Here is a 21,722-nt window from a genome sequence, read left to right on the forward strand (position 1 = left end):
GGTCCCTGCTTTCGCAGGGACGACACTGAGAGTAGGGCGCCACTAACCTACCTCATCAACGCTCCACGCATCGCCCGTCCGCTCAAACTTGAACGGCGTGCCGTGGCGGTTGTCGAACCAATGGCCGCACAGCACTTCCGACATCGCCTGCATCACCCCGTCGTGGCAGACGAACAGGACATTCGCTTGCGGATGACTGTCGAGCCATTGGCCGACGCAACGGAGCGCACGTGCGGAGACGGTAGGCCAAGCCTCGCCATCCCCTGGCAGGATCGTAGCGAGTTGCTCTCTGGCGGTTAGGCCATGCACTTTCATCGCCTCGGCGATCGACTGTCCCTCAAGACTGCCGAAATCGCATTCGATGAGGCCGTCGTCGATGGCAAGCGGCGCCGCCAATGACGACGCGACGATTTCAGCCGTCCTCACCGCGCGAATAAGCGGGCTCGCGACGATATGATCGATCCGCAGATTCCGCAGTCGCAAGGCAGCGGCATCTGCTTGCGAAATGCCTTCATCGTTCAGGGGGATATCAGTTCGGCCCTGAAACCGGCCCTGCCGGTTCCAGTCGGTGACGCCGTGGCGGAGACAGAGAAAGGAGCGCGACGGAGTCGGCAACCCCATCATTTCGACTTGCTGGTGAACTTCTTCACCGCGACGCGGAAGTCGTCGGTCTGCATGGCGTCGATGATCTTCGCTTCCTCGGCATCGAGTTGCTGCCTGATCGGCGTAACCGCAGCCTGATAGATCAGCGACTTGGTGCCTGCGATCGCTGCTGGCGGGTTCTGCGCGAGCCGCTCGGCGAATTTGCGCGTCTCTGCCTTCAACTCTGCCGCCGGAACGATCCGGGCGACCAGGCCCCATTGATAGGCCTGCTGCGCGGTAAAACTGTCTTCGGCCAAAAATATCTGCAGCGCGCGGCGGGTGCCGACGGTGCCGACCATGCCGACCGTGCTGCCGCCATCCGGCGAGACGCCGATCTTGGCATAGGCCGGCGTGAAGCGGGCATCGTCGGCGGCAATGCAGAGGTCGGTGACGAAGGCCAGGCCCATGCCAGCGCCGGCGGCCGAGCCGTGGACGCTGGAGAGAACGATCTTCGGCATCCGCCGCACCGTCTCGATAAAGGCGTGGTAGTGCTTCAGCAACTCGCCGACCACGGGCGCAACGGTGTCGTTGGCGGCGGCAGCTCCGATGGTCTGCAGATCGCCGCCGGCCGAGAAGGCGCGGCCTTCGCCCTCGATTACCAGCACGCGGATATCGTCGTTGCCCTCGACCTCCGCGCCGAGCTGCTCGAGCTTTTGCGCGATCGACAGATTGATCGAATTGAAGGCCGCGGGCCGGTTCAGGGTGATGGTGGCAATCGGACCCTCGATCCGGAGCAGGGCAGGGTCGCTGGCAGCGGTATCATCGGAGGTCGGCATGGCTGGGCCTCGGCTCGGAACGGGGGCAGCATTTAAATAACAGAAGGCAGGACGTGACAATCCCCGGCAAGGTCCGCAAAATACCACGCAATCCCGGGCCACGGCGCTCTTGCGTCTCTTCGCGCCATGAGGTCAGATAGGGCCTGTCATCGTTCGGAACGGACACGAGCGCCGCTTCCAAGGGACGAGACAGGCAAGCCAAAATCAGTGGAGAGGAAACGACATGGGTCATTCCCGTGCGCTCGAACGTAGGATGTTCCCATGACGGCAGGACCGGTTGTCATCATTGGCGCGGGCCATGCAGGCTTTCAGCTTGCGATGTCGCTGCGCCAGCACGGCTTTTCGGAACGCGTCGCGCTGTTGAACGATGAAGGCCATCTGCCGTACCAGCGGCCGCCGCTGTCCAAGGCCTACCTGAAGGGGACCGGCGGACCCGACAGCCTGATGTTCCGCCCGGAAAAATTCTACCACGACCAGAAGGTCGATTTGATCACCGACCGTGCGGTGTCGATCGACCGCGCCGCGCGCACGGTGTTGCTCGGTTCCGGCGCTTCGCTCGATTACGGCCATCTGGTACTGGCGACCGGTGCGCGCAACCGCCTGCTCGACATTCCCAACGCCAATCTGGACAGCGTTCGCTATCTGCGGACGCTCGACGAAAGCCAGTCCTTGCGGGACTACATCACTCCGGGCCAGCGCGTCGTCGTGATCGGCGCCGGATTCATCGGCCTGGAATTCGCTGCGACCGCGCGGGCCAAGGGCCTCGAAGTCGACGTCATCGAGCTCGCGCCGCGGGTGATGGCACGTGCGGTGACCGCGGAAATCTCGGAGTTCTTTCAATCGCGGCATACCGCGGCCGGTATCCGGATTCATCTCGGCGTACAGGTCACGAGCATCGAGAGCGACGGCAGCAAGGTCACCGGTGTGAGCCTCAGCGACGGGCGGCATATCAAAGCCGATCTGATTGTGGTGGGTGTCGGCGTCCTGCCCAATGTCGAACTGGCGGCGGAGGCAGGGCTGAAGGTCGCGGCCGGCATCGTGGTCGACGAGCATTTGCTGACCTCCGATCCGAACATCTCGGCGATAGGCGATTGTGCGCTGTATGCGAGCCCACGGTTCGGCGGCTCGCTGCGGCTGGAGTCGGTGCAGAACGCCACCGACCACGCGCGCTGCGTCGCGGCCCGGCTGACCGGCGATGCCAAGCCCTACGACGGCTTGCCCTGGTTCTGGAGCGATCAGGGCCCCGACAAGCTGCAGATGGTGGGACTGACCACCGGCTATGACCGCGTGGTCGTGCGCGGCGATCGTGCCGCGGGCGCATTCTCCGCCTTTTGCTACAAGGCCGGGCAACTCGTCGGCATCGAGTCGGTCAATCGCGCCGGCGACCACATGTTCGGACGGCGCCTGCTTGCCGCTCACGGGTCGATCACGCCCGAGCAGGCGGCCGATGCGGGCTTCGACCTGAAGAGTGCCCTGACTTAGAACGCACCCTGACTTAAATTGGACTTACCGCGGCGCCAGCCTGCTTGCGTCTGCCGATCATTTCGGCAACGTTGGCGCCGGAAATCCAAGAGGTCTCCGGCGGTCGGTTTCGGAGGGTATATGTCCGTTAGGACGTGCTATCTCAGGTTGATAGGCGCCGCCATCATCGCACTGGTTATTAGTGGCCCGGCTTCGGCGCAGACCAAGCTGAAATGGGCGCATGTTTACGAGGTCACAGAACCCTATCACACCGAGGCACTGTGGGCCGCCAGCGAGATCAGGAAGCGCACCAACGGCAAATTCGACATCACGGTGTTTCCGGCTTCCCAGCTCGGCAACGAGAACCAGCTCAATGAAGGTCTCGGGCTCGGCGCCGTTGATATCGTCTACGTCGGGATCAACTTCGTCGCGGCTACCTACAAGCCGCTCGGCATCACGGGCGCGCCGTTCATGCTGCGCGATCTCAATCACTGGAAGGCCTATCGCGACAGCAAGCTGTTTTCCGATCTGGTCCAGGGCTACGACGAGCAGACCCGAAACAAGATCGCCGCGCTCACCTATTACGGTCAGCGCCACGTCACCGCCAGCAGGCCCATCCGCAAGCCCGAGGACATGAAGGGCATGAAGCTGCGCGTGCCGCCGGCGCCGCTGTTTCTGATGTTCACCAAATCCGTCGGCGCCGACGCGACCCCGATCGCCTTTTCCGACGTCTATAATGCGCTCCAGCAGGGTTTGGTCGACGGCCAGGAGAATCCGCTGCCGACGATCATGGCCAAAAAATTCTACGAGGTGCAGAGCCATATCGTGCTGACCGGCCACATCACGGAATCGATGGTTACGGTGGTCGGCAGCCACGTCTGGAACAAGCTGACGCCGGACGAGCAAAAGCTGTTTGCGGATACGCTGAAGGAAGCCGCGTCGAGGGCGACGGAGGCGATCGAGGCGTCCGAGAGGATTTTGGCCGGGGAGTTCAGGAAGCTCGGCAAGACCGTGGTCGAGCCCGATCGCGAGGCGTTCCGAAAGGCGGCGATCCCGCTGCACAATGATGAATCCGTCGGGGCCGGCTGGACCAGGGCGCAATACGACGAGTTGCAGGCGTTGAAGTAGCTAGCCGCGCAACGCCGCGACCTCGGCCGCTGTCGGCATCGACGGTGCGGCGCCCATCCGCTGTACGCAGATCGATGCGGCGGCATTGGCGTATTCAAGCGCGTCGCGGATCGCCTTTCCATTGGCAAGCTGGGCTGCGAGGGCGCCGACGAAGCAATCGCCGGCACCGGTGGTATCCACTGCCTTCACGGCACGTCCCGCAATCAGCGAGGGCTCGCCGCCCACAAGCGCGAGCACGCCGCGCTTGCCCAGCGTAACGCAGATGATTTTATCGGAACCGGTTGGCAGGCACCGTGCTGCTTCGACGAAGCGGGCGGGCTCGTCGGTATCGTGAAGCTCGGTGTTCGCGAGAAACCCCAACTCGGTCTCGTTGAGGATCAGGATGTCAACGAGGTCGAGCAACTCCGGCCCACAGGCGATGGCCGGCGCCGGGTTGAGGATCGTGGTCGCACCTGCCGCGCGCGCCTGTCTGAAGAAGGCGCCGATCGAGGGTAAGGGGATTTCGAACTGGCTGACGGCGATGTCACCCTTTGTAAGGACGGGAAGCGCGACATCCTCGGCGCTGACACGCGCATTGGCGCCGGGAACGACCACGATGGTGTTGTCGGCATCGGCGATAGTGATGATGGCCGTTCCGGTGTGAATATCCGCGGTGTCCTTGACCAGGACGAGGTCGACGCCTTGGGCTGCGAGAAACGTGCGCAACTGCTGCCCAAACGCATCCATGCCGAGCCGGCCGATCAGCGTGGCTGGCGCACCGAGCTTCGCGGCAGCCACCGCCTGGTTTGCGCCCTTGCCACCCGGAAAATAATGCACGGCCTGACCTGCGACGGTTTCGCCGACCCTGGGATGCCGGCTGGCTGTCGCCACCACATCCATATTGATGCTGCCGGCGATGAATACGCGCCCCATGCTTAGTCCCAAAATTCCTTCTTACGCCCGATCTGGAACTCCTGCTTGACGGCATCGATATCGGCAAGCCTCGGCAATCCAGCCTCGTTGCCGAGGCGCTGGATCTTATAGGTCGAGGCCGCGCGCGCAAACTCGAAATGGTCGTGCCAGCCTTTCGCGGGATTGTTGAGATACGAAAACACGTAAGCGCCATGAAATACGTCACCGGCGCCGTTGGTATCGATCACGCGCTCGCGCGGGATTGGCAGCGCCGGCAGCTTGCGGACCGCGCCGGTCTCGTCATACCAGAGCAGGCCTTGCTCTCCCATGGTGACGCCGCCGACCCTGCAGCCGCGGCTCTTGAGATAGTCGAGCATGGCGTCCGGCGTCTTGTCCATCTGCTCGCACAGCCGCTCGGCTACGATGGCGACATCTATGAACTCCAACAGCTCGTGGGTGTTGGTGCGCAGGCCGCCGCCGTCGAGCGATGTCAGAATGCCGTCCTCGCGGCAAAGTTTGGCATAATGAATCGCGGCGTCCGGCTGGTGGCCGTCGATATGCAGCGCGCGGCAGCCCTTCAAATTCAGCATCGGGAAGGGATGGATGTGTTCGTCGTCGCGGCAGCGCACGATGGCGCGTTTGCCGTCCTTCGGCATGATGAACGATAGTGACGAGGAGTTGACCTTGCGCGGATGGATCGAGATTCCGTATTTCGCGCTCATGTCCTGAAACATGCGGCCGAGCCAGTCGTTCGCCACCGTTGCGATCAGGTCGGGCACGACGCCGAGCTTGGCGCAGCAGAACGCCGCGGTGACGGCGTTGCCGCCAAACGACACCGCATAGGCGGACGCCACATGTTTTTCGTCGCCGGTCGGCATGTGGTCCGTGATGAAGGTAACGTCGATATAGGTCTGTCCGATGAAGAGAGCCTGCATTCGTTTTCCGTCATGAGCTTTAGGGGTGGTCCCGGCCCGGCGCAGATACATTAGCACCGGTTATCGGATGCATTCGCTGAAATTATTCGCAACCGTGCCGTCTTTGCAGCTTGAGATGGGAGTATGAGGAGAATACGACCGTCCTTACGGGCTTGGGCATACTGCCGTATAACGGCTGACGGCCGCCCGGGTTTCCCGGCGGCACCACAAAAGTGGAGGGAAGATGACCGTTTATTCCGGTCCGGTGTTCGACATGGCGGTTAACCAATTTGGCGTCATCGCCAACCATCTCGAAATCCCGATGGACGAGCGCGACCGAATTCTGATGCCGAAGCGGGCCATCACTGTTTCCTGTCCGATCCATCGCGACGACGGCACGGTCGCCGTATTCGAAGGCTACCGGGTGCAGCATCATCTCACCCTCGGCCCGACCAAGGGCGGCACGCGATTCGCGCCTTCTGTCGACATCGGCGAGGTCGCGGCCCTTGCGATCTGGATGAGCTGGAAATGCGCGCTGGTCGGGCTGCCCTATGGCGGCGCCAAGGGCGGCGTCAATGTCGCTCTCTCCACCATCTCCAAGCGCGAGCTGGAAGCGCTGTCGCGGCGCTACATGCAGGAGATGATTCCGTTCGTCGGTCCGCATACCGACGTGATGGCGCCCGACATGGGCACCAATGAGCAGGTGATGGCCTGGTTCATGGACACCTATTCGATGTACCAGGGCCGCACCGTGACCGAGATCGTGACCGGCAAGCCGGTATCGTCGGGCGGCACGCTCGGCCGGCGCGAGGCCACCGGGCGCGGCGTCGCCTATCTCGCCAGGCGCGTGCTGAAGGAGCTCTCGATCAATCTAGGCACCGCGACTGCCGTCATTCAGGGCTTTGGCAATGTCGGCTCCTATGCCGCGCTGGAGCTGCATCAATATGGCTTGAAGATCATCGCCGTCAGCGATCACACCGGCGCGCTGCACGATCCGGCCGGGCTCGATATTCCCGCGCTGATGAAGCACGCGGGCGCGCATGGCAGTATCGCCGGTTTCTCGAACCAGTTGGCCTTCGATTCCGAGCAAATCCTGACGCTGCGCTGCGACGTGCTGGTGCCGGCGGCGATGGAGCGGGTGATCGACGCCAAGGTCGCGGAAAATCTGAAATGCCGGGTGCTGGCCGAAGGCGCCAATGGCCCGACCACGCCGGATGCCGATCTGGTGCTGGAAAAGCGCCAGGGCGAAGTGTTTTTGATCCCCGACATTCTCTGCAATTCCGGCGGCGTGGTGGTCAGCTACTTCGAATGGGTGCAGGACCTGCAGCAATTGTTCTGGGAAGAAGAGGAGGTGACGCGGCGCGAATACGCCATCCTCGATCGCGCCTTTGACAACATGGTGCAGCGTGCCAATGCCGACAAGATTCCGCATCGCACCGCGGCGATGGCGATCGGCGTGGAGAAGGTTCGCGCCGCCAAGAACACGCGGGGACTCTTCCCGTGATCACCGGCCTCGACCACGTCGTTGTTCTCACCGGCGACATCAACGCGGCCTCCGCCGCTTACCAGACCTTGTTTGCCCGCGCGCCGGCCTGGCAGTACGGCGGCGGGGGCGCCGACCGCGTCCTGTTCACGCTCGACAACACGACACTGGAACTGGTTGCGCCGAATGGCGATGACGCCAACGCGGACCGCATTCGCGCGGTGCTGGCCGCACAGGGCGAGGGGCTGGCAAGCATCTGCTTCCGGACCAGCGACATCGCCAGGACGCATCGCAGGCTGGATCGGCTGACGCTGAAGCCTGATGCCATTGCCGAGGTCGAAAGCCACGACGCGATCTCAGGTGCGACGCTGGCATGGAAGCGGACCCGCGCCGCGACCGAAGCCACGCGCGGCGTCCGCATGTTCTTCCTCGAACGCGACAAGGAGCGGCCGCTGTCGGTGCGAACCACGGCCGGATCGATCACGGCGATGGACCATGTCGTGGTCTCGACGTCAGACCCCGAGCGGGCCGCCGCGCTCTATGGCGCGCGGCTCGGCCTCGACATGGCACTCGACCGCTCGCATCCCGATTGGGGTCGGCTGATGTTCTTCCGCTGCGGCGACTTGATTGTCGAGGTCACACACCGGCCAGGCAAGCAGGCCGACACGACGCAGGACCGGCTTCGCGGCCTGTGCTGGCGCGTCTCCGACATCGACGCCACCCATGCGCGGCTGGTTGACGCCAGTGTCGACGTCTCGGAAGTCCGCACCGGCCGCAAGCCGGGAACGCGGGTCATGACGGTGCGGGGTGGCACGTGCGGCGTCCCGACGCTGCTGGTGCAGCCGTCGGCTGGGCCATGATCTTTCCCTTCTCCCACAAGGGGAGAAGGGGAAGAGCGGCGCCTGCTCGTTCTCAAAGCTTTCCGCGCGTGCTACAGCTTGCTTCGTGCAACTATCGAGCAACTGATTTGGCAAAGGCAAAACGCGTTCAGAAATGGCAGCGCGACCCCGAGGGGATGCGGCTCCGCATTCTCGAGGCCGCCAAGCAGGAATTCGCCGCCCATGGCCTGGCCGGCGCCCGCGTCGATCGCATCGCGGCCAATGCCGGCGCCAACAAGCGCATGCTGTATTACCACGTCGGCAACAAGGAAGATCTCTACCTTGCGGTGCTGGAAGGCGCCTATGAGAAGATCCGTTCCGAGGAGCGCGGGCTCGACCTCGAACATCTCGATCCGCCCGAGGCGATCGAACGGCTGATCGACTTCACCTGGAACTATTTCCTCCGCAACCCGGAATTCCTGGCGCTGCTCAATACCGAAAATCTCGCCAAGGCGCGCCATCTGAAGCGCTCGACCAAGGTCAAATCGATGCATTCGCCGTTCGTCGAGATGATCCGCACCGTGGTGACGCGTGGCGTCGTAAGCGGCGATTTTCGCGTCGCGGTCGACCCGGTCCAGCTCTACATTTCGATCGCAGCGCTGTGCTTCTTCTATCTCTCCAACAGCGCCACGCTCTCGGTGATCTTCGGCCGCGACCTCCTGAAGAAGGAGGCGAGGGACGAACGTCTCGCCCACATGGTGGCGCTGGTGCTGGCGGCGCTGACGGGCAAGTCGACGGCGGATTTTGGTAAGGCCGTGGGGCAGGGCGTGCGCGCACCGGCACATCAGCCGGTTTGACTAGCTCTCTCCCGTGTCGTCCCTGCTCCTGTGTCGTCCCTGCGAACGCAGGGACCCATACGCCGCGGCCTCTCGGTTTAGACGTTAGTCGTTGATCCTGCTGTCACAATTGACGCCGGTGGCTATGGGTTCCTGCTTCCGCAGGAACGACAAAATACCGCACGAAAACCCGCTTGCCAGTATTTATCCAACGGGTTAATTTCTTCCCCGAAAAGACGATCATCAGGGAGCGGGACGTGGCGGAGCTGAAGCGCGAGAGCGGCTTGTCGAAAGCGCTGAACGCGGCGTGGGTGCGGCCGTTTCTATTCCTGCTCTTCATCGTGGTGATGTGGGACCTCACCATCCGCCTGTTCCAGATTCCGGCCTACCAGATCCCCGCGCCCGGCGATGTCGTGGCTGTGCTGTGGACCGATTGGCCAGAGCTGCTGCGGCAGGCCTGGCCCACCACCTACGCCACCATATGCGGCTTCCTGCTGTCGGCGCTGTTCGGCATTCCCGTCGCGATGCTGATCGCGGGATCGAAGACGGTGGAAAGCTATGTCTATCCGCTGCTGGTGTTCTCGCAGTCGGTGCCGAAGATCGCGATCGCGCCGCTGTTCGTAGTCTGGTTCGGCTTCGGCATTATCCCGAAAGTGATCTCGGCGTTCCTGCTCGGGTTCTTCCCGGTGGTGGTGTCCGCCGTGCAGGGCTTCAAGTCGGTCGATCCTGACATGGTCGATCTCGCGCGCGCGATGCAGGGCAGCCGCTTCCGCGTATTTTGCGCCGTCAACCTGCCGCATGCGATGCCCGCGATCTTCTCCGGGCTGAAGGTCTCCATCACGCTCGCTGTGGTCGGCGCCGTGGTCGGCGAGTTCGTCGGCTCCAATTCCGGTATCGGCTATGTGCTGCAGCGCTCGATCGGCACCTTCGATCTGCCGACGATGTTCGCGGCACTCGTGATTCTTGCGCTGCTCGGCGTGGTCCTGTTCTGGATTGTCGATCGGATCGAAAGCCTCGTGATCCCCTGGCATGTCAGCCAGCGCGAGGACATCATTTTTGCTGCGTAAGGACCGCTGAACGAAAACAACAAACAGGACGTCATTGCGAGCGCAGCGAAGCAATCCATAGCGCCGCAGGTGGAGGAATGGATTGCTTCGCTTCGCTCTCTTGCACAAACGCTTCGCGTTTGTCGCAGGCAATGACGAAGCAAAACGGGAGGATGACCATGATACGAGTGTTAGCGGCGATCTCCGCCGCCCTGATCTGGACCGCGCTTTCAGTGCTTCCCGCATCGGCCGCCGACAAGGTCGTGCTGATGCTGAACTGGTACGTCTATGGCGAGCACGCGCCGTTCTATTACGGCAAGGCCAAGGGCATCTATGCCGCCGAGGGCATCGACCTCGAAATCCAGGAAGGCCGCGGTTCGGCGGCGACCACGCAGGCTGTTGCAGCCAAGACCGCCAATTTCGGATACGTTGACGTGCCGACCATGATGCGCGCGGCCGTGAAGGGCGCGCCGATCGTCGCCACCGGCGTATTGCTGCAGACCAGCCCGATGTCGGCGATGGGCTTTGTCGAAAAGAACATCAAGAAGCCCGAGGACATCAAGGGCAAGACGGTGGCGATCACGCCGGCCGATTCCATGACGCAGATCTGGCCGCTGTTCCTGAAGAAGACCGGCCTGAAGGAAAGCGACTTCCAGACGGTGGCCGGCGACGGCCAGACCAAGCTGAACGCCGTCATCAACGGCCAGGCTGACCTCTTGCTCGGCTACGTCATGGATCAGTCGATGAAGATCAAGGACGCCACCGGCAAGGACGTCAACGCGATCAAGTTCGCCGACTACGGCATCAACATGGTCTGCTCGGGCGTCGTCGCCAACACCGAGTTCGTCAAGGCCAACGCCGATCTGGTCAAGCGCTTCATGTCGGCGACGACAAAGGCGGTCGAAGCCGCCGAGAAGGATGCCAAGGGCGCCGCGCAGTCGATCCTCGACGCCAACCCGAAGGGCGGCAAGATCGAAACGCTGACGCAGGGCTTTGAGCTGACGATCCCGCTCTATCGTACGGCGGAAACCAAGGGCAAACGGCCGTTCCAGGTGACCGACCAGAACATGACCGACACGGTCAATCTGATGGTCGAATATGGCGGGTTGGATGCCAAGGCCAAGGATAATCCGAAGGCGTTTTATACCAACGACTACCTGCCGCAGGGCGGTTCGTGAGGGGCCTTTGAAGATTCTATCGTCGTCCCCGCGCACGCGGGGACCCATAGCCACCGGCCTGAGTTGTTGCAGAAGGTCTCTACCGCCGTGTCCGAACGAAAGGACACGGCGTATGGGTCCCTGCGTTCGCAGGGACGACGGGCTGTGGGAGACTTTCCCAAATGGAATCAGCTGAATGAATCCCGCGACCAAACAAACCAACGCCGATCAGCCAGGCGCGCATCTGCGCCTGGTGTCGGATCGCGCCGGCGGCGCTGCGCCGGGCATCACGCTATCAGGCGTCTCGAAAACCTATCGTTCGCGCGACGGCGACGTGCCGTCGCTGCGGCCGCTGGATTTTCACATCAATGAGGGCGAGTTCTTCGTCGTGGTCGGCCCGTCCGGTTGCGGCAAGTCCACGCTCCTGAAAATGATCTCCGGGCTGCTGGCGCCGTCGACCGGGGAAATCCTGGTCGAAGGCGAGCAGGTGACGAAACCACATGGCAATGTCGGCATCGTGTTCCAGAACGCGCTGCTGCTGCCCTGGCGCAACATCCTTTCCAACGTGATGTTGCCGATCGATATGAAGAAATTGCCGCGCAACGAATATCTGCCGCGGGCGAAAGCGCTGCTGAAACTGGTTGGCCTCGAAGGTTTCGAGAAGAAACTGCCCTGGCAGCTCTCCGGCGGCATGCAGCAACGCGCCTCGATCTGCCGGGCGCTGGTGCACGATCCCAAGATCATGCTGATGGACGAGCCGTTCGGCGCGCTCGACGCCATGACGCGCGAGAAGATGAATGTCGAACTGATGCGGATCCAGCGCGAGACCGGCAAGACCGTGCTCCTGATCACGCATTCGATTCCGGAAGCGGTATTCCTCGCCGACCGTGTGCTGGTCATGACCGAACGGCCCGGGGCGATCGCGGCGATCTACGACGTGCCGCTGCCGCGCCCGCGCTCGCTGGATGCGATGGCCGATCCCGCCTTCACCGAACTGGTGCAGCGCATCCGCAAGCATTTTTTCACCCAAAGCGCGCTGGACTGAAAGCTGGCTCGATGCCGTATCGCTTGGCCGTACGCGATATATCGTTCCTTGAGCGCCCGGTCACTTTCGCCCGGCCGTTCCGGTTCGGTGCGGTCGTCATCAACGCGACGCCGCAAGCTTTTGTGCGCGTCGAGATCGAGGTGGAAGGCGAGGGCAGGGCGACAGGGGCCAGCGCCGAATTTCTGGTGCCGAAGTGGTTCGACAAGCGGCCGCCTCTGTCGCCGGAAGAGACAGTGACGGAACTGCGGCGCTCGCTGCTGATCGCGCGAGACATTTATCTTTCCCATTCAACCTTCGACACAGCGTTTGGCCTCCACGCAGCCTGTATCGGCGCGCAGATCGAGGCTTGCGCCCGCGAAGACATTCCACCGCTCGCTGCGACTTACGGACCGGCCGAAATCGACAAGGCGATCCTCGATGCACTGCTGCGCAGCGCCGGGGTCAACTTCTTCGCTGGCATGTCCGATAATATCGCGGGCGTTGATGCGCGGCTGTCGCGCGATCTTGGCGATGAAGATGTCGCGCGGTTTCTCGCGAGCCGAAAGCGGCTGGAGCGCGTCGCGATCCGGCACACCGTCGGCATGGATGATGGAATCGAAGGCGACGGCGGCGTTGCCGACCAGAAGGAAAACGCCAGCGCTCGCTATTTCAAGCTCAAGCTCAACGGAGACCCCGCGCATGATGCGGATCGCTTGATCCGGATCGGCAGGGAACTCGCCACGCTGCCGTATGACTACCGCGTCACGCTCGACGCCAATGAACAATATGCCGATCTGGTTGCCCTGGGCGCACTCGTCGAGCGCCTCGACCGCGACGCTGCGCTACGGCCGATCGCGGCAAAACTGCTCTACATCGAGCAGCCGATGCCGCGCGACATCACGCGGCAGTCGCCGCTCGGCGCGCTGGCGCGGCGCGATTTCATCGTCGACGAGGCCGATGACTCCTACGATGCATTCCCGATTGCACGAGCGCTCGGCTACCGCGGCATCTCCTCGAAGTCCTGTAAAGGTATCTACAAGTCGGTCATCAACGCGGCGCGCGCGGTGAAATGGAGCGCGAACGGTGAAAAATCCTTCATCGCCGGCGAAGACCTGACCTGTCAGGCGGGACTGGCGGTGCAGCAGGATCTCGCGCTCGGCGCGCTGATCGGGGTCACCCATGCCGAGCGCAACGGCCATCATTACGTCGACGGCTTTGGCGACACGCCGGCCGCCGAGGCGGAGGCGTTCCTTGCGGCGCATCCCGATCTCTATGTCCGCGACGGAGACAAGATCCGCCTCGCGATCCACGACGGCGATCTGCTGACGGGATCGCTGACGGCACCCGGTTTCGCCACATCCGTTCATCCGGATTGGTCCACGATGCAGCCGCTGGCGCAGCCGGCAACACGAATTCCCCTGGAGAAAGCAGTATGACGACCAAACGCCTCGGCCTGATCATGAACGGCGTGACCGGCCGCATGGGGCTCAACCAGCATCTGATCCGCTCCATCATCGCGATCCGCGACCAGGGCGGCGTGGTGCTTGCGAACGGCGACCGCATGCTGCCCGACCCGATCCTGATCGGCCGCGACGCGGACAAGGTGGAGCGGCTCGCCAAGCGCTTCAACGTCGAGCGCTGGTCGACCGATCTCGACAAGGCGCTGGCCGACAAGAACGATACGATCTTCTTCGACGCCGCCACCACGCAGGCGCGACCGTCACTGCTGACCAAGGCGATCAATGCCGGCAAGCACGTCTATTGCGAGAAGCCGATCGCGACCAACCTGGAAGAGGCGGTCGCGGTCCTCAAGCTCGCCAACGCCAGGGGCGTCAAGCACGGTACGGTGCAGGACAAGCTGTTTTTGCCGGGCCTGAAGAAGCTCGCTTTCTTGCGCGATTCCGGCTTCTTCGGCCGCATGCTCTCGGTGCGCGGCGAGTTCGGCTACTGGGTGTTCGAGGGCGGCTGGCAGGAAGCGCAGCGGCCGTCGTGGAACTACCGCAGCGAGGATGGCGGCGGCATCATTCTCGACATGGTCTGCCACTGGCGCTACGTGCTCGATAATCTCTTCGGCGAGGTTGAGAGCATCTCTTGCCTCGGCACGACGGATATTCCCGAACGCTTCGACGAGAAGGGCAAGAAGTACACGGCGACCGCCGATGACTCTGCCTATGCCACCTTCCGCCTCAAGGGCGGTGTGATCGCGCACATCAACATGAGCTGGGTGACGCGGGTCTACCGCGACGATCTCGTCACCTTCCAAGTCGACGGCACCCACGGCTCCGCGGTGGCAGGCCTGACCGATTGCGTGATCCAGGCCCGGCAGGCGACGCCGCGTCCGGTCTGGAATCCGGACGAAAAGCGCACCCACGATTTCTACGCCGACTGGCAAAGGGTTCCGGAAAACGTCGTCTACGACAACGGCTTCAAGGAGCAGTGGGAGATGTTCATCCGCCACGTCTGCGAGGACGCGCCCTATAAATACACGCTGCTGGAAGGCGCCAAGGGCGTGCAGCTTGCCGAATGCGCGCTGCAGAGCTGGCGCGAGCGGCGCTGGATCGACGTCGCCCCGATCAAGGTGTGAGGAGGCCCAACCATGAACAAGCCTGTCCTGCCGATGTCATCGCTGTCGCTAAAGCTGCCGACGGCGGATCGTTCGGTCGAAACCTATCGCCTTGCAGCGTCGCGTACGTTTCCGGCGAAACTCGAAGGTACGCTCAACCGCGTGGCCTTCTCGGCTGCCCATGTGGTGGCCGATCCGCTTGCCGATAACGATCCCTGGCTTAACGCTGCGATCGACTGGGACCGCACCATAGCGTTCCGAGAGCACGTCTGGGATCTCGGCCTCGGCGTCGCCGAAGCGATGGACACCGCGCAGCGCGGCATGGGCCTGGATTGGCCGACCTCGCTGGAACTGATCCAGCGCTCGGTGAAGGCGGCCAAGGCGCGCGGCAATGCGCTGGTGTTTTCCGGAGCCGGCACCGACCACCTTGCGGTCGAAGACGCAAAATCCATCGACGACGTGATCCGCGCCTATGAGGAACAGATCGCGGCGGTGGAGAAGGCCGGCGGCCGCATCATCCTGATGGCGTCGCGCGCACTTGCAAAACTTGGCCGTAGCGCTGACGACTACGCAAAGGTCTATAACCGCGTGCTCGGCCAGGTCCGCGAACCTGTGATCATTCATTGGCTCGGCGACATGTTCGATCCGGCGCTCGCGGGCTACTGGGGCACGGCAAATCTCGACAAGGCGATGGATACGGCGGTCGCCATCATCAACGCCAACGCGGCCAGGGTTGATGGAGTAAAAGTCTCGCTGCTCGACAAGCAGCGCGAGATCGACATGCGCCGGCGGCTGGACAAGAACGTCAAGATGTATACCGGCGACGACTTCAACTACGCCGAACTGATCGCCGGCGACGACCAAGGCTTTTCGCACGCGCTGCTCGGCATCTTCGATGCCATCGCGCCGGCGGCGTCCTATGCGCTGTCGCGGCTGGCTGCCGGCGATGAGGCCGGCTTCCACGATGTGCTGGGGCCGACCGTGCCGCTGTCGCGCCACATCTTCCGGGCGCCGACGCGGTTCTACAAGACCGGCATCGTGTTCATGGCCTACCTCAACGGCCATCAGGATCATTTCACCATGGTGGGTGGGCAGGAAAGCACGCGCTCGACGCTGCATCTGGCCGAGCAGTTCCGTTTGGCCGACAAGGCCGGGCTGCTCTCCAACCCCGAAATGGCGACACGGCGCATGAAGACGGTGCTGGCAACCCGCGGCATCGAGCCCTGATGCGCGATTTTTCTTCCGATCATCGCTGGCTGTCGCTGAACACGGCGACGGTCCGCAAGCAGGGCGATCTCGTCGCCATCATCGAGGCCTGCGCGCGGCACGGCATCCGCGCCATCGATCCCTGGCGCGACCAGGTCGCGGCCGTCGGCCTCGATCGCGCGGTACGGGCGGTACGCGACGCCGGGCTTGAATTGTCAGGCTATTGCCGCGGCGGCATGTTCACCTCCGATGCGGCGCACCGCATCGAGGCGCGTGACGACAATCGACGCGCCGTCGACGAAGCCAAGGCGCTGGGCGCGCCCTGCATCGTGCTGGTCGTCGGCGGCCTGCCGCAATATTCGCGTCCGGGAAGCGCGGCCTCGAAGGACATTGCGGGCGCGCGGACGCAGGTCCGCGACGCCATCGCCGAAATGCTGGAATACGCAAAGCAGGCCAACATGCCGCTGGCGATCGAGCCCTTGCATCCGGCCTATGCAGCCGACCGTGCCTGCGTGAATATGACGAAGCAGGCGCTGGACATTTGCGACCAGCTCGATCCGCAGCGCACCGGCGCGCTCGGTGTCGCGCTCGACGTCTATCACATCTGGTGGGATCCGGAATTGATGCCGCAGATCGCGCGCGCGGGAAAAGATCGCCTGCTCGCGTTTCACGTCTGCGACTGGCTGGTGCCGACCAAAGATCTCCTCAACGACCGCGGCATGATGGGCGACGGCGTCATCGACATCCCATCTGTGCGATCGGCGGTCGAGGCGCAGGGCTTTGCCGGCTATTCCGAGATCGAAATCTTCTCCGACGACTGGTGGGGAAAGCCGATGGACGAGGTTCTGAAGATTTGCATCAAACGGCATCGGACGGTCGTTTAGCAACACTCAATCGAACCGGCTGTTCGCTGTCTCAATGGCGGACGGTGTTGTCTCATATGTGAACTGCCGCGCGTTCTCTTTTCTGATAGCGTAGCGCCAGGAGACAGCGCACGGTTCCAGATTTAACCTTTTGCGCGGCTATTTAGATTAACAAAGGGTTACCGTTGCGCCCCCGCGAACTCCGGCGCTAGCTACGCCGCACGGAGAACGTCTCCGCGAGCGATGAGCGACAACATGAAAATCCTTTACGCAATTGCTACCCTCACCCTGCTGTCGACATCGGCGCAGGCCTGGCAGGTCGTGGAACGCTGCACCTACAGCAAGTTCTATGGCCAGATGTGCACGACGTCCTACCTGGACGATCCGCCGCGCAACGCGGCGCAGGATCAGGAAGACGAAAAGGCAAAGCGCGCCAGCATCGAAAAGTGGGAAGCGTTCTGCAAGCCGAAGCGCACCTACGACGACGAAGGCGTCGTCCGCCTGGTTTACGCCCGCAAGGGCTGCGAGTTCGGCCGCAGCGAATAACGCGCTTTCGCTCCTCGCGACCAGCGAGGCGCATTTCCGGGCCTGCCGGCTCGATGAATTCTGGCGCCTTGTCGCGCCGGAAAGACCGCTAAATCTTTATCGACCAAATTGCGGCCCGGTTAGTCACGCCGCTTTACGCCGCCTCAATGCTTGTCGGGCATTCCTGACGTTCGGCATTCATTTCAAGAGGCAGTATCAATGCGCGTCTTCATCGCAATCTCGATTGTCGTCGCTTCGGTATCGTCCGCGTCCGCGCAATTTGCGATGGACCACGGCCACGCCGCGGACGCCGCCCAGGCCGCTCGCGCGGCGCGGGCTGCTGCGGATGCCAAGGCCGCGGCCATCGCCTCCGGCGCGCCGCTGCTTCCCAGCCAGCAAACCAATTTCTTCGTGGGCAGTCGCGGCACAGTGAAGATCGCGCCCCGCACGGCAGAAGAGCTGAAGGCCGATGAAGCCGCCCAAGCCGCCTGGAACGAACGCTGCCGGCCGACCGTGGTCGAAGACCGCGAGGGCCTGCGCCGCGTGAGATATGCCGAACGGGATTGCGATCTCTCTCGCTTCAACACCGCCGGCAATTAGCGCTGCTGCGTGGGTCGAAACTCACCGACCTCGCATGAAGCGAACACGACCGCCGGGCGGACTGGCTGAGGCTGCGTTATCGCGGTTGAGCTAGGAAGGCGATGATCTTTTTTCGATCGTCGCTCGATGAGAGGCCGCCATACGGCTTCATGCTGTTGCCGGGCACGACTTCATCGGGGTTTGCAATGAAGCGATCGAGCTTCTCCTCATCCCAGACGAAGCCTGCCTCCTTCATCGCGCTGGAAAACCCGTAGTCCGGCAGCGACCCTGCTTTCCGTCCCACTATCTTGTGGAGGTTCGGGCCCAGCCGATTGTCGCCCTCTTTCACCATGTGACATGTTCGACAGGCATTGTTGAACGCCTGTTGCCCTGAGGCGTCCCCCGCGCCTTGCGACGCCTGAGGCAGGGCGGAAGGCGATGGAAGCATGAACGCTATTGCGCTCAACGCGCTTATCAAGAACATCCGGCTACGGTACCGCAAATGTGTGTCTCGCCGGCTGGACGTTGGCCAAGCGAAAAGCGTGCTGAAGTGCCATTGGCTCATTCGATCACCTCGTCAAGATAAAGGATTGGGGCCAGAGTTTCGGTCAGGGGCTTGCGGTCTGTGGCAGCGTATTGAAGCGCGCCTTCTGCTCGTTGCTCAGCGCGGCATAGAACTCATCCAATGCCGGCTGCACCAGCGCGGCTGCCTGCAGCATGGCCTCGAGCCGCTTTTCCATGGCCTCCAGCCGTCCTAGCGGTGTGAGCGGTACGTCGTCGGGGCAGGCGGCCTGTAACCGTTCAACCGCATTCTTCGTCGCCTGGCTCAAGCGGTCGAGCGCTTCCTTTTGCTTGCCCGCCGGATGTATCACGGCCTCGATCCGATCGATCGGTAGTTGCGTGAGGCTGGACTTCGGCTCGCCGCAAGCCTCGGCCTGGGCACTCGCTTCCTGCTGCGGCGGCTGTTGCGCACGCTCGCCGACGTTCGGGCCGAGCGCGTTGAAACGCGCTTTTTGCTCGTCGTTCAGCGAATTATAAAACTGCTCAAGTGCCGGACGCACGATCCTTACCGCGTCGAGCGTTGCGCTGACGCGGTTCGTCATCGCCCGCAAGCGACCGGGTGGCGTCATCGCATAGGAATCGGCGCAGCTGAACAGGTCGGCCGCCTTTGCCGCGGCGGCCTTCAATTCATCAAGCAGGGCGCGCTGCTCGGGCCTCGGCTGTACTGCCCGCGCGATCTCCTCGATCGGCCAGGCGGTCACGCCCTTATCCGGGCCTTGGCACAATTGCCGGAGAGTCTGTGGGCTGACGCTTGCGCGTCCGCGCGCTCGATAATCGGTGATCGCAGCGCCAGGTTCCGGATATCTAGCGTAAGCGGAATACGGGCTGTCCGTCCCCCAAAATACCGTGTCGACGAAGTCGTCGTAAGCGTAGGCCCAATAGCCGGGGTCGTAGGCGTAGGGCCAGAAGGTGTAGTTGAAGATGTCGGAATAGGCATAGGGCCAGAAGACCGGGCCGAGCCAGGCCACAAACGCTGCGCGATGGCCGCGCCGCCAGGCATGGCGGGGAGCCCAGCCGTTCTCCCGGGCCGTGAGCGCGGTTCGGGCTTGCAGGGAATCATTGCTGCGGAACTGCGCGGCAAACCGCCCGCGAGTCGCAGCCTGCATAGCGGCAGTTCGTTCAGCCGAAGGCGTGGGTGCTAGCCGCTGCAGGCGCGCCTGATCGCTTTGCTGCAAGCGCTGCTCGCGCTGGAGCAGGCGGTTCTGTGTTTGCAACACTCTTTCCTGCGCGCGTTGCGCCCGGAGACCTTCCGGCTTTTGCGTCTGCAATTGCTGCACGCGCTGCTGCATGCGGTCGATGCGGCTCTGCCGCTCGGTGCTTTGGCGCGACAGCATATCGCGCTGTCGCTCCTGCACCATTTGCTGCCGCTGCTGGACGCGCTGCTCACGCTGCTGCGCACGCGTTTCGATCTGCTCCTTTCGCGACGTTCCCGCGCCCACAGCGGGCGACGGGCCCGGCCGCGATGGTGCGGCGATGCGCGGCTCGGGGTGTCTTGTCATCGCCGGTCGTTGCGGCGGCGCGGCACGATGCATCTCGGGTCGCGGCCCTGCAACGTGCGGTGCGGCCGGTCGCGGCGGAGCGGCGATACGCGGCGGCGCCTGCGGGGCCATGGCTGGACGCTGCGGTGGGGGAGCTGCACGGAACGCCGGTGCGGCGGGTCGCGCCATGGCCGGAGGCGCCGCTGGACGGGCCATTGCAGGTGGTGCTGCTGGGCGGGCCATGGCAGGTGGTGCTGCTGGGGCTGCTGGCGCGGCCCCGCCCCCTGGGCGGCCTCGGTCTTGGGCGAAAGAGCCGGTGCTCACCGCGATCGCGGACACACCAAGAAAAAACGCGGCAACGCGAACCGGGCGCGGAAGCATGATCTCAACTCCCTCGTGCTTCGCCGCCCGGAAGTATCAACGCGCAAACGCCAAAATCGTTCGCTTGGCTCTATGACTTGCGTTTTCGTATTTTGCGATGCGGACTGCTGCAATTCGTCACAGCCCTAACTGATCTTGCAGGGCACGTGCAAAAATCCGCGGAAGCGCACGCGGCCGCCGCGAACCGGCGCGCCGGCGAGCGCATAATCCGGAAAGCGCGCGAGGAAATGCGAGATCGCTATCGCGCCCTCGAGCCGCGCCAGCGCCATGCCGGCGCATTGATGCGCGCCGGTGCCGAAGGCCAGATGCCGGTTTGGCGTACGGCCGATATCGAAACGTTCGGGATCGGCGAACTGCGCGGGGTCGCGGTTGGCGGCGCCGATGCACAACGTCACCGGCGTGCCTGCGGGCAACGCGACGCCGCCGAGCTCAAACGGCTCGACGGTCATGCGGTTGCCGAGCTGGTTGGAGCTCTCGAACCGCAGCATTTCCTCGACCGCAGTCTTGATCAGCGAAGGGTCTTCGATCAATCGCCGTTTCTCGCTTGCATGGTTCGACAGCGCCACCAGCCCGTTGCCGATCAGGTTGGTGGTGGTCTCGTGGCCGGCATTGAGCAGGAAGATGCAGTTGTGCAGCAGCTCCTTTTCGGTCAGCCGCTCGCCATTGTCTTCGCCCTGAATGAGCCGCGTCAGCACGTCTCGGTCGGGATTGCCGGGCTTCGCCCGCCGCCGGGCCACCAGCCCTTCGAGGTACGACAGGAAGTCCTGCACCGCCTTGTTGCCGCGGGCAAAGACGTCCGGGCCGATCACCGGCTCCAGCGCGCCAAGGATGGCCAGCGACCAGTCGCGCAAGGGCTCGCGCTCGTCCTCGGGAACGTCGAGCAGGTTGCCGATCACCTCGATCGGGATCGCGGCGGCGAAATCGTCGATCAGGTCCACCTTGCCCTTGACGGCGATGGCGTCGAGGAGGCGCTCGACCAGCCGGATCAGGTCGGGCTCCATGCCGGCGATTGCGCGCGGCGAGAGCGCACCCATGATCAGGCGGCGGACGCGGGTATGGGCGGGAGGATCGTTGAAGACGAGGCTCGTGGTGTGGTGCTCGTAGAGCAGGGAAGCACCGTACTTCGGTGAGAACTCCTTCTTCTTGTCCGAAGAGAAGGCCTTGGTGTTCTTGTAGGCTGCGACCAGGTCGTCGTAGCGGGTCAGGAAATACGAGCCGTTCGGCAGCCGCTTGACCGGATCGGTCTCGCGCAGCGCGCGATAGGTCGGGTAGGGGTTGGCATAGAACTCCGGCGTCAGCTTTTCGAGGTCGAAGGTGGCCGCCAGTTCGCGCGCATCCAAATTCATGGCCCGCCATACTCTCTGGGAAGATTAAGTAAGCGACCATCTAA

At 63.3% G+C, this 21,722-nt stretch carries 21 protein-coding genes; 14 read left to right on the forward strand and 7 right to left on the reverse strand.

The genetic code is table 11. The annotated features are described in order from the left end of the window. Positions 1–42: 42 nt before the first annotated feature. Together IVB05_RS15105 and IVB05_RS15110 are read right to left on the reverse strand one after the other, a co-directional pair. Entirely contained in the window at positions 43–624 is a 582-nt protein-coding gene (locus IVB05_RS15105) for a histidine phosphatase family protein (RefSeq protein ID WP_247785139.1), read from the reverse strand. Then, entirely contained in the window at positions 621–1,418 is a 798-nt protein-coding gene (locus tag IVB05_RS15110) for an enoyl-CoA hydratase-related protein (RefSeq protein ID WP_247785140.1), read from the reverse strand. Before IVB05_RS15110 ends, IVB05_RS15105 begins: the two co-directional genes overlap by 4 nt. A 261-nt stretch (positions 1,419–1,679) precedes the next feature. Here IVB05_RS15110 and IVB05_RS15115 point away from each other — a divergent pair, with 261 nt between their 5' ends. Next, the gene (locus IVB05_RS15115; protein WP_247785141.1) at positions 1,680–2,900 is read left to right on the forward strand and encodes an FAD-dependent oxidoreductase; all 1,221 of its coding nucleotides are present in this window, start codon (positions 1,680–1,682) and stop codon (positions 2,898–2,900) included. A 120-nt stretch (positions 2,901–3,020) separates the two neighbouring features. Beyond that, entirely contained in the window at positions 3,021–4,007 is a 987-nt protein-coding gene (locus tag IVB05_RS15120; protein ID WP_247785142.1) for a sialic acid TRAP transporter substrate-binding protein SiaP, read from the forward strand. On the opposite strand, the gene IVB05_RS15125 is transcribed toward IVB05_RS15120, so the two are convergent. Both IVB05_RS15125 and IVB05_RS15130 read right to left on the reverse strand, forming a co-directional pair. Next, positions 4,008–4,919: a ribokinase gene (locus tag IVB05_RS15125; RefSeq protein WP_247785143.1), complete on the reverse strand. Its 912-nt coding sequence runs from the start codon at positions 4,917–4,919 to the stop codon at positions 4,008–4,010. A 2-nt stretch (positions 4,920–4,921) separates the two neighbouring features. Next, positions 4,922–5,833 (reverse strand): sugar kinase, encoded by a 912-nt coding sequence (locus tag IVB05_RS15130; protein ID WP_247785144.1) that lies wholly within the window; start codon positions 5,831–5,833, stop codon positions 4,922–4,924. Positions 5,834–6,056: 223 nt separating this feature from the next. On the opposite strand from IVB05_RS15130, the gene IVB05_RS15135 reads away from it, so the two are divergent. From IVB05_RS15135 to IVB05_RS15190, 12 genes are all read left to right on the forward strand, one after another. After that, entirely contained in the window at positions 6,057–7,316 is a 1,260-nt protein-coding gene (locus tag IVB05_RS15135; protein ID WP_247785145.1) for a Glu/Leu/Phe/Val dehydrogenase, read from the forward strand. Beyond that, positions 7,313–8,155: a VOC family protein gene (locus tag IVB05_RS15140; protein WP_247785146.1), complete on the forward strand. Its 843-nt coding sequence runs from the start codon at positions 7,313–7,315 to the stop codon at positions 8,153–8,155. The genes IVB05_RS15135 and IVB05_RS15140 overlap by 4 nt, the downstream gene beginning before the upstream one ends. Before the next feature lie 107 nt (positions 8,156–8,262). Next, entirely contained in the window at positions 8,263–8,970 is a 708-nt protein-coding gene (locus tag IVB05_RS15145) for a TetR/AcrR family transcriptional regulator (protein ID WP_247785147.1), read from the forward strand. A 236-nt stretch (positions 8,971–9,206) separates the two neighbouring features. Beyond that, the gene (locus tag IVB05_RS15150; RefSeq protein WP_247785148.1) at positions 9,207–10,016 is read left to right on the forward strand and encodes an ABC transporter permease; all 810 of its coding nucleotides are present in this window, start codon (positions 9,207–9,209) and stop codon (positions 10,014–10,016) included. 158 nt (positions 10,017–10,174) lie between these two features. Continuing rightward, positions 10,175–11,173 carry an ABC transporter substrate-binding protein gene (locus IVB05_RS15155; RefSeq protein ID WP_247785149.1) on the forward strand — a complete coding sequence of 333 codons (999 nt, stop codon included), beginning with the start codon at positions 10,175–10,177 and terminating at the stop codon, positions 11,171–11,173. Between the two features lie 175 nt (positions 11,174–11,348). Then, positions 11,349–12,197 carry an ABC transporter ATP-binding protein gene (locus tag IVB05_RS15160; protein WP_247785150.1) on the forward strand — a complete coding sequence of 283 codons (849 nt, stop codon included), beginning with the start codon at positions 11,349–11,351 and terminating at the stop codon, positions 12,195–12,197. 11 nt (positions 12,198–12,208) lie between these two features. Next, complete coding sequence (locus IVB05_RS15165; protein WP_247785151.1) at positions 12,209–13,612, forward strand: hypothetical protein; 1,404 nt, start codon at positions 12,209–12,211, stop codon at positions 13,610–13,612. Continuing rightward, positions 13,609–14,760 carry a Gfo/Idh/MocA family oxidoreductase gene (locus IVB05_RS15170; RefSeq protein ID WP_247785152.1) on the forward strand — a complete coding sequence of 384 codons (1,152 nt, stop codon included), beginning with the start codon at positions 13,609–13,611 and terminating at the stop codon, positions 14,758–14,760. Before IVB05_RS15165 ends, IVB05_RS15170 begins: the two co-directional genes overlap by 4 nt. 12 nt (positions 14,761–14,772) lie before the next feature. Then, positions 14,773–15,966, forward strand: coding sequence for a dihydrodipicolinate synthase family protein (locus IVB05_RS15175; RefSeq protein ID WP_247785153.1), 1,194 nt, complete (start codon positions 14,773–14,775; stop codon positions 15,964–15,966). Then, on the forward strand, positions 15,966–16,829 hold the full coding sequence (locus IVB05_RS15180) for a sugar phosphate isomerase/epimerase family protein (RefSeq protein ID WP_247785154.1): 864 nt from the start codon (positions 15,966–15,968) through the stop codon (positions 16,827–16,829). The genes IVB05_RS15175 and IVB05_RS15180 overlap by 1 nt, the downstream gene beginning before the upstream one ends. A gap of 234 nt (positions 16,830–17,063) precedes the next feature. Then, on the forward strand, positions 17,064–17,354 hold the full coding sequence (locus tag IVB05_RS15185; RefSeq protein ID WP_247785155.1) for a hypothetical protein: 291 nt from the start codon (positions 17,064–17,066) through the stop codon (positions 17,352–17,354). Positions 17,355–17,552: 198 nt separating this feature from the next. Further along, a complete protein-coding gene (locus IVB05_RS15190) occupies positions 17,553–17,933 on the forward strand; it encodes a hypothetical protein (protein WP_247785156.1) in 381 nt (126 codons plus the stop codon). Positions 17,934–18,009: 76 nt separating this feature from the next. Here IVB05_RS15190 and IVB05_RS15195 read toward each other — a convergent pair whose 3' ends face one another. The 3 genes from IVB05_RS15195 to IVB05_RS15205 form a co-directional block, all read right to left on the reverse strand. Further along, entirely contained in the window at positions 18,010–18,477 is a 468-nt protein-coding gene (locus IVB05_RS15195; RefSeq protein WP_346771858.1) for a c-type cytochrome, read from the reverse strand. A 43-nt stretch (positions 18,478–18,520) separates the two neighbouring features. After that, a complete protein-coding gene (locus IVB05_RS15200) occupies positions 18,521–20,332 on the reverse strand; it encodes a Spy/CpxP family protein refolding chaperone (RefSeq protein WP_247785157.1) in 1,812 nt (603 codons plus the stop codon). 125 nt (positions 20,333–20,457) lie between these two features. Further along, positions 20,458–21,678: a cytochrome P450 gene (locus IVB05_RS15205; RefSeq protein WP_247785158.1), complete on the reverse strand. Its 1,221-nt coding sequence runs from the start codon at positions 21,676–21,678 to the stop codon at positions 20,458–20,460. Positions 21,679–21,722: the final 44 nt, after the last annotated feature.

This window comes from Bradyrhizobium sp. 170 (genome assembly GCF_023101085.1).
Lineage (GTDB): Bacteria > Pseudomonadota > Alphaproteobacteria > Rhizobiales > Xanthobacteraceae > Bradyrhizobium.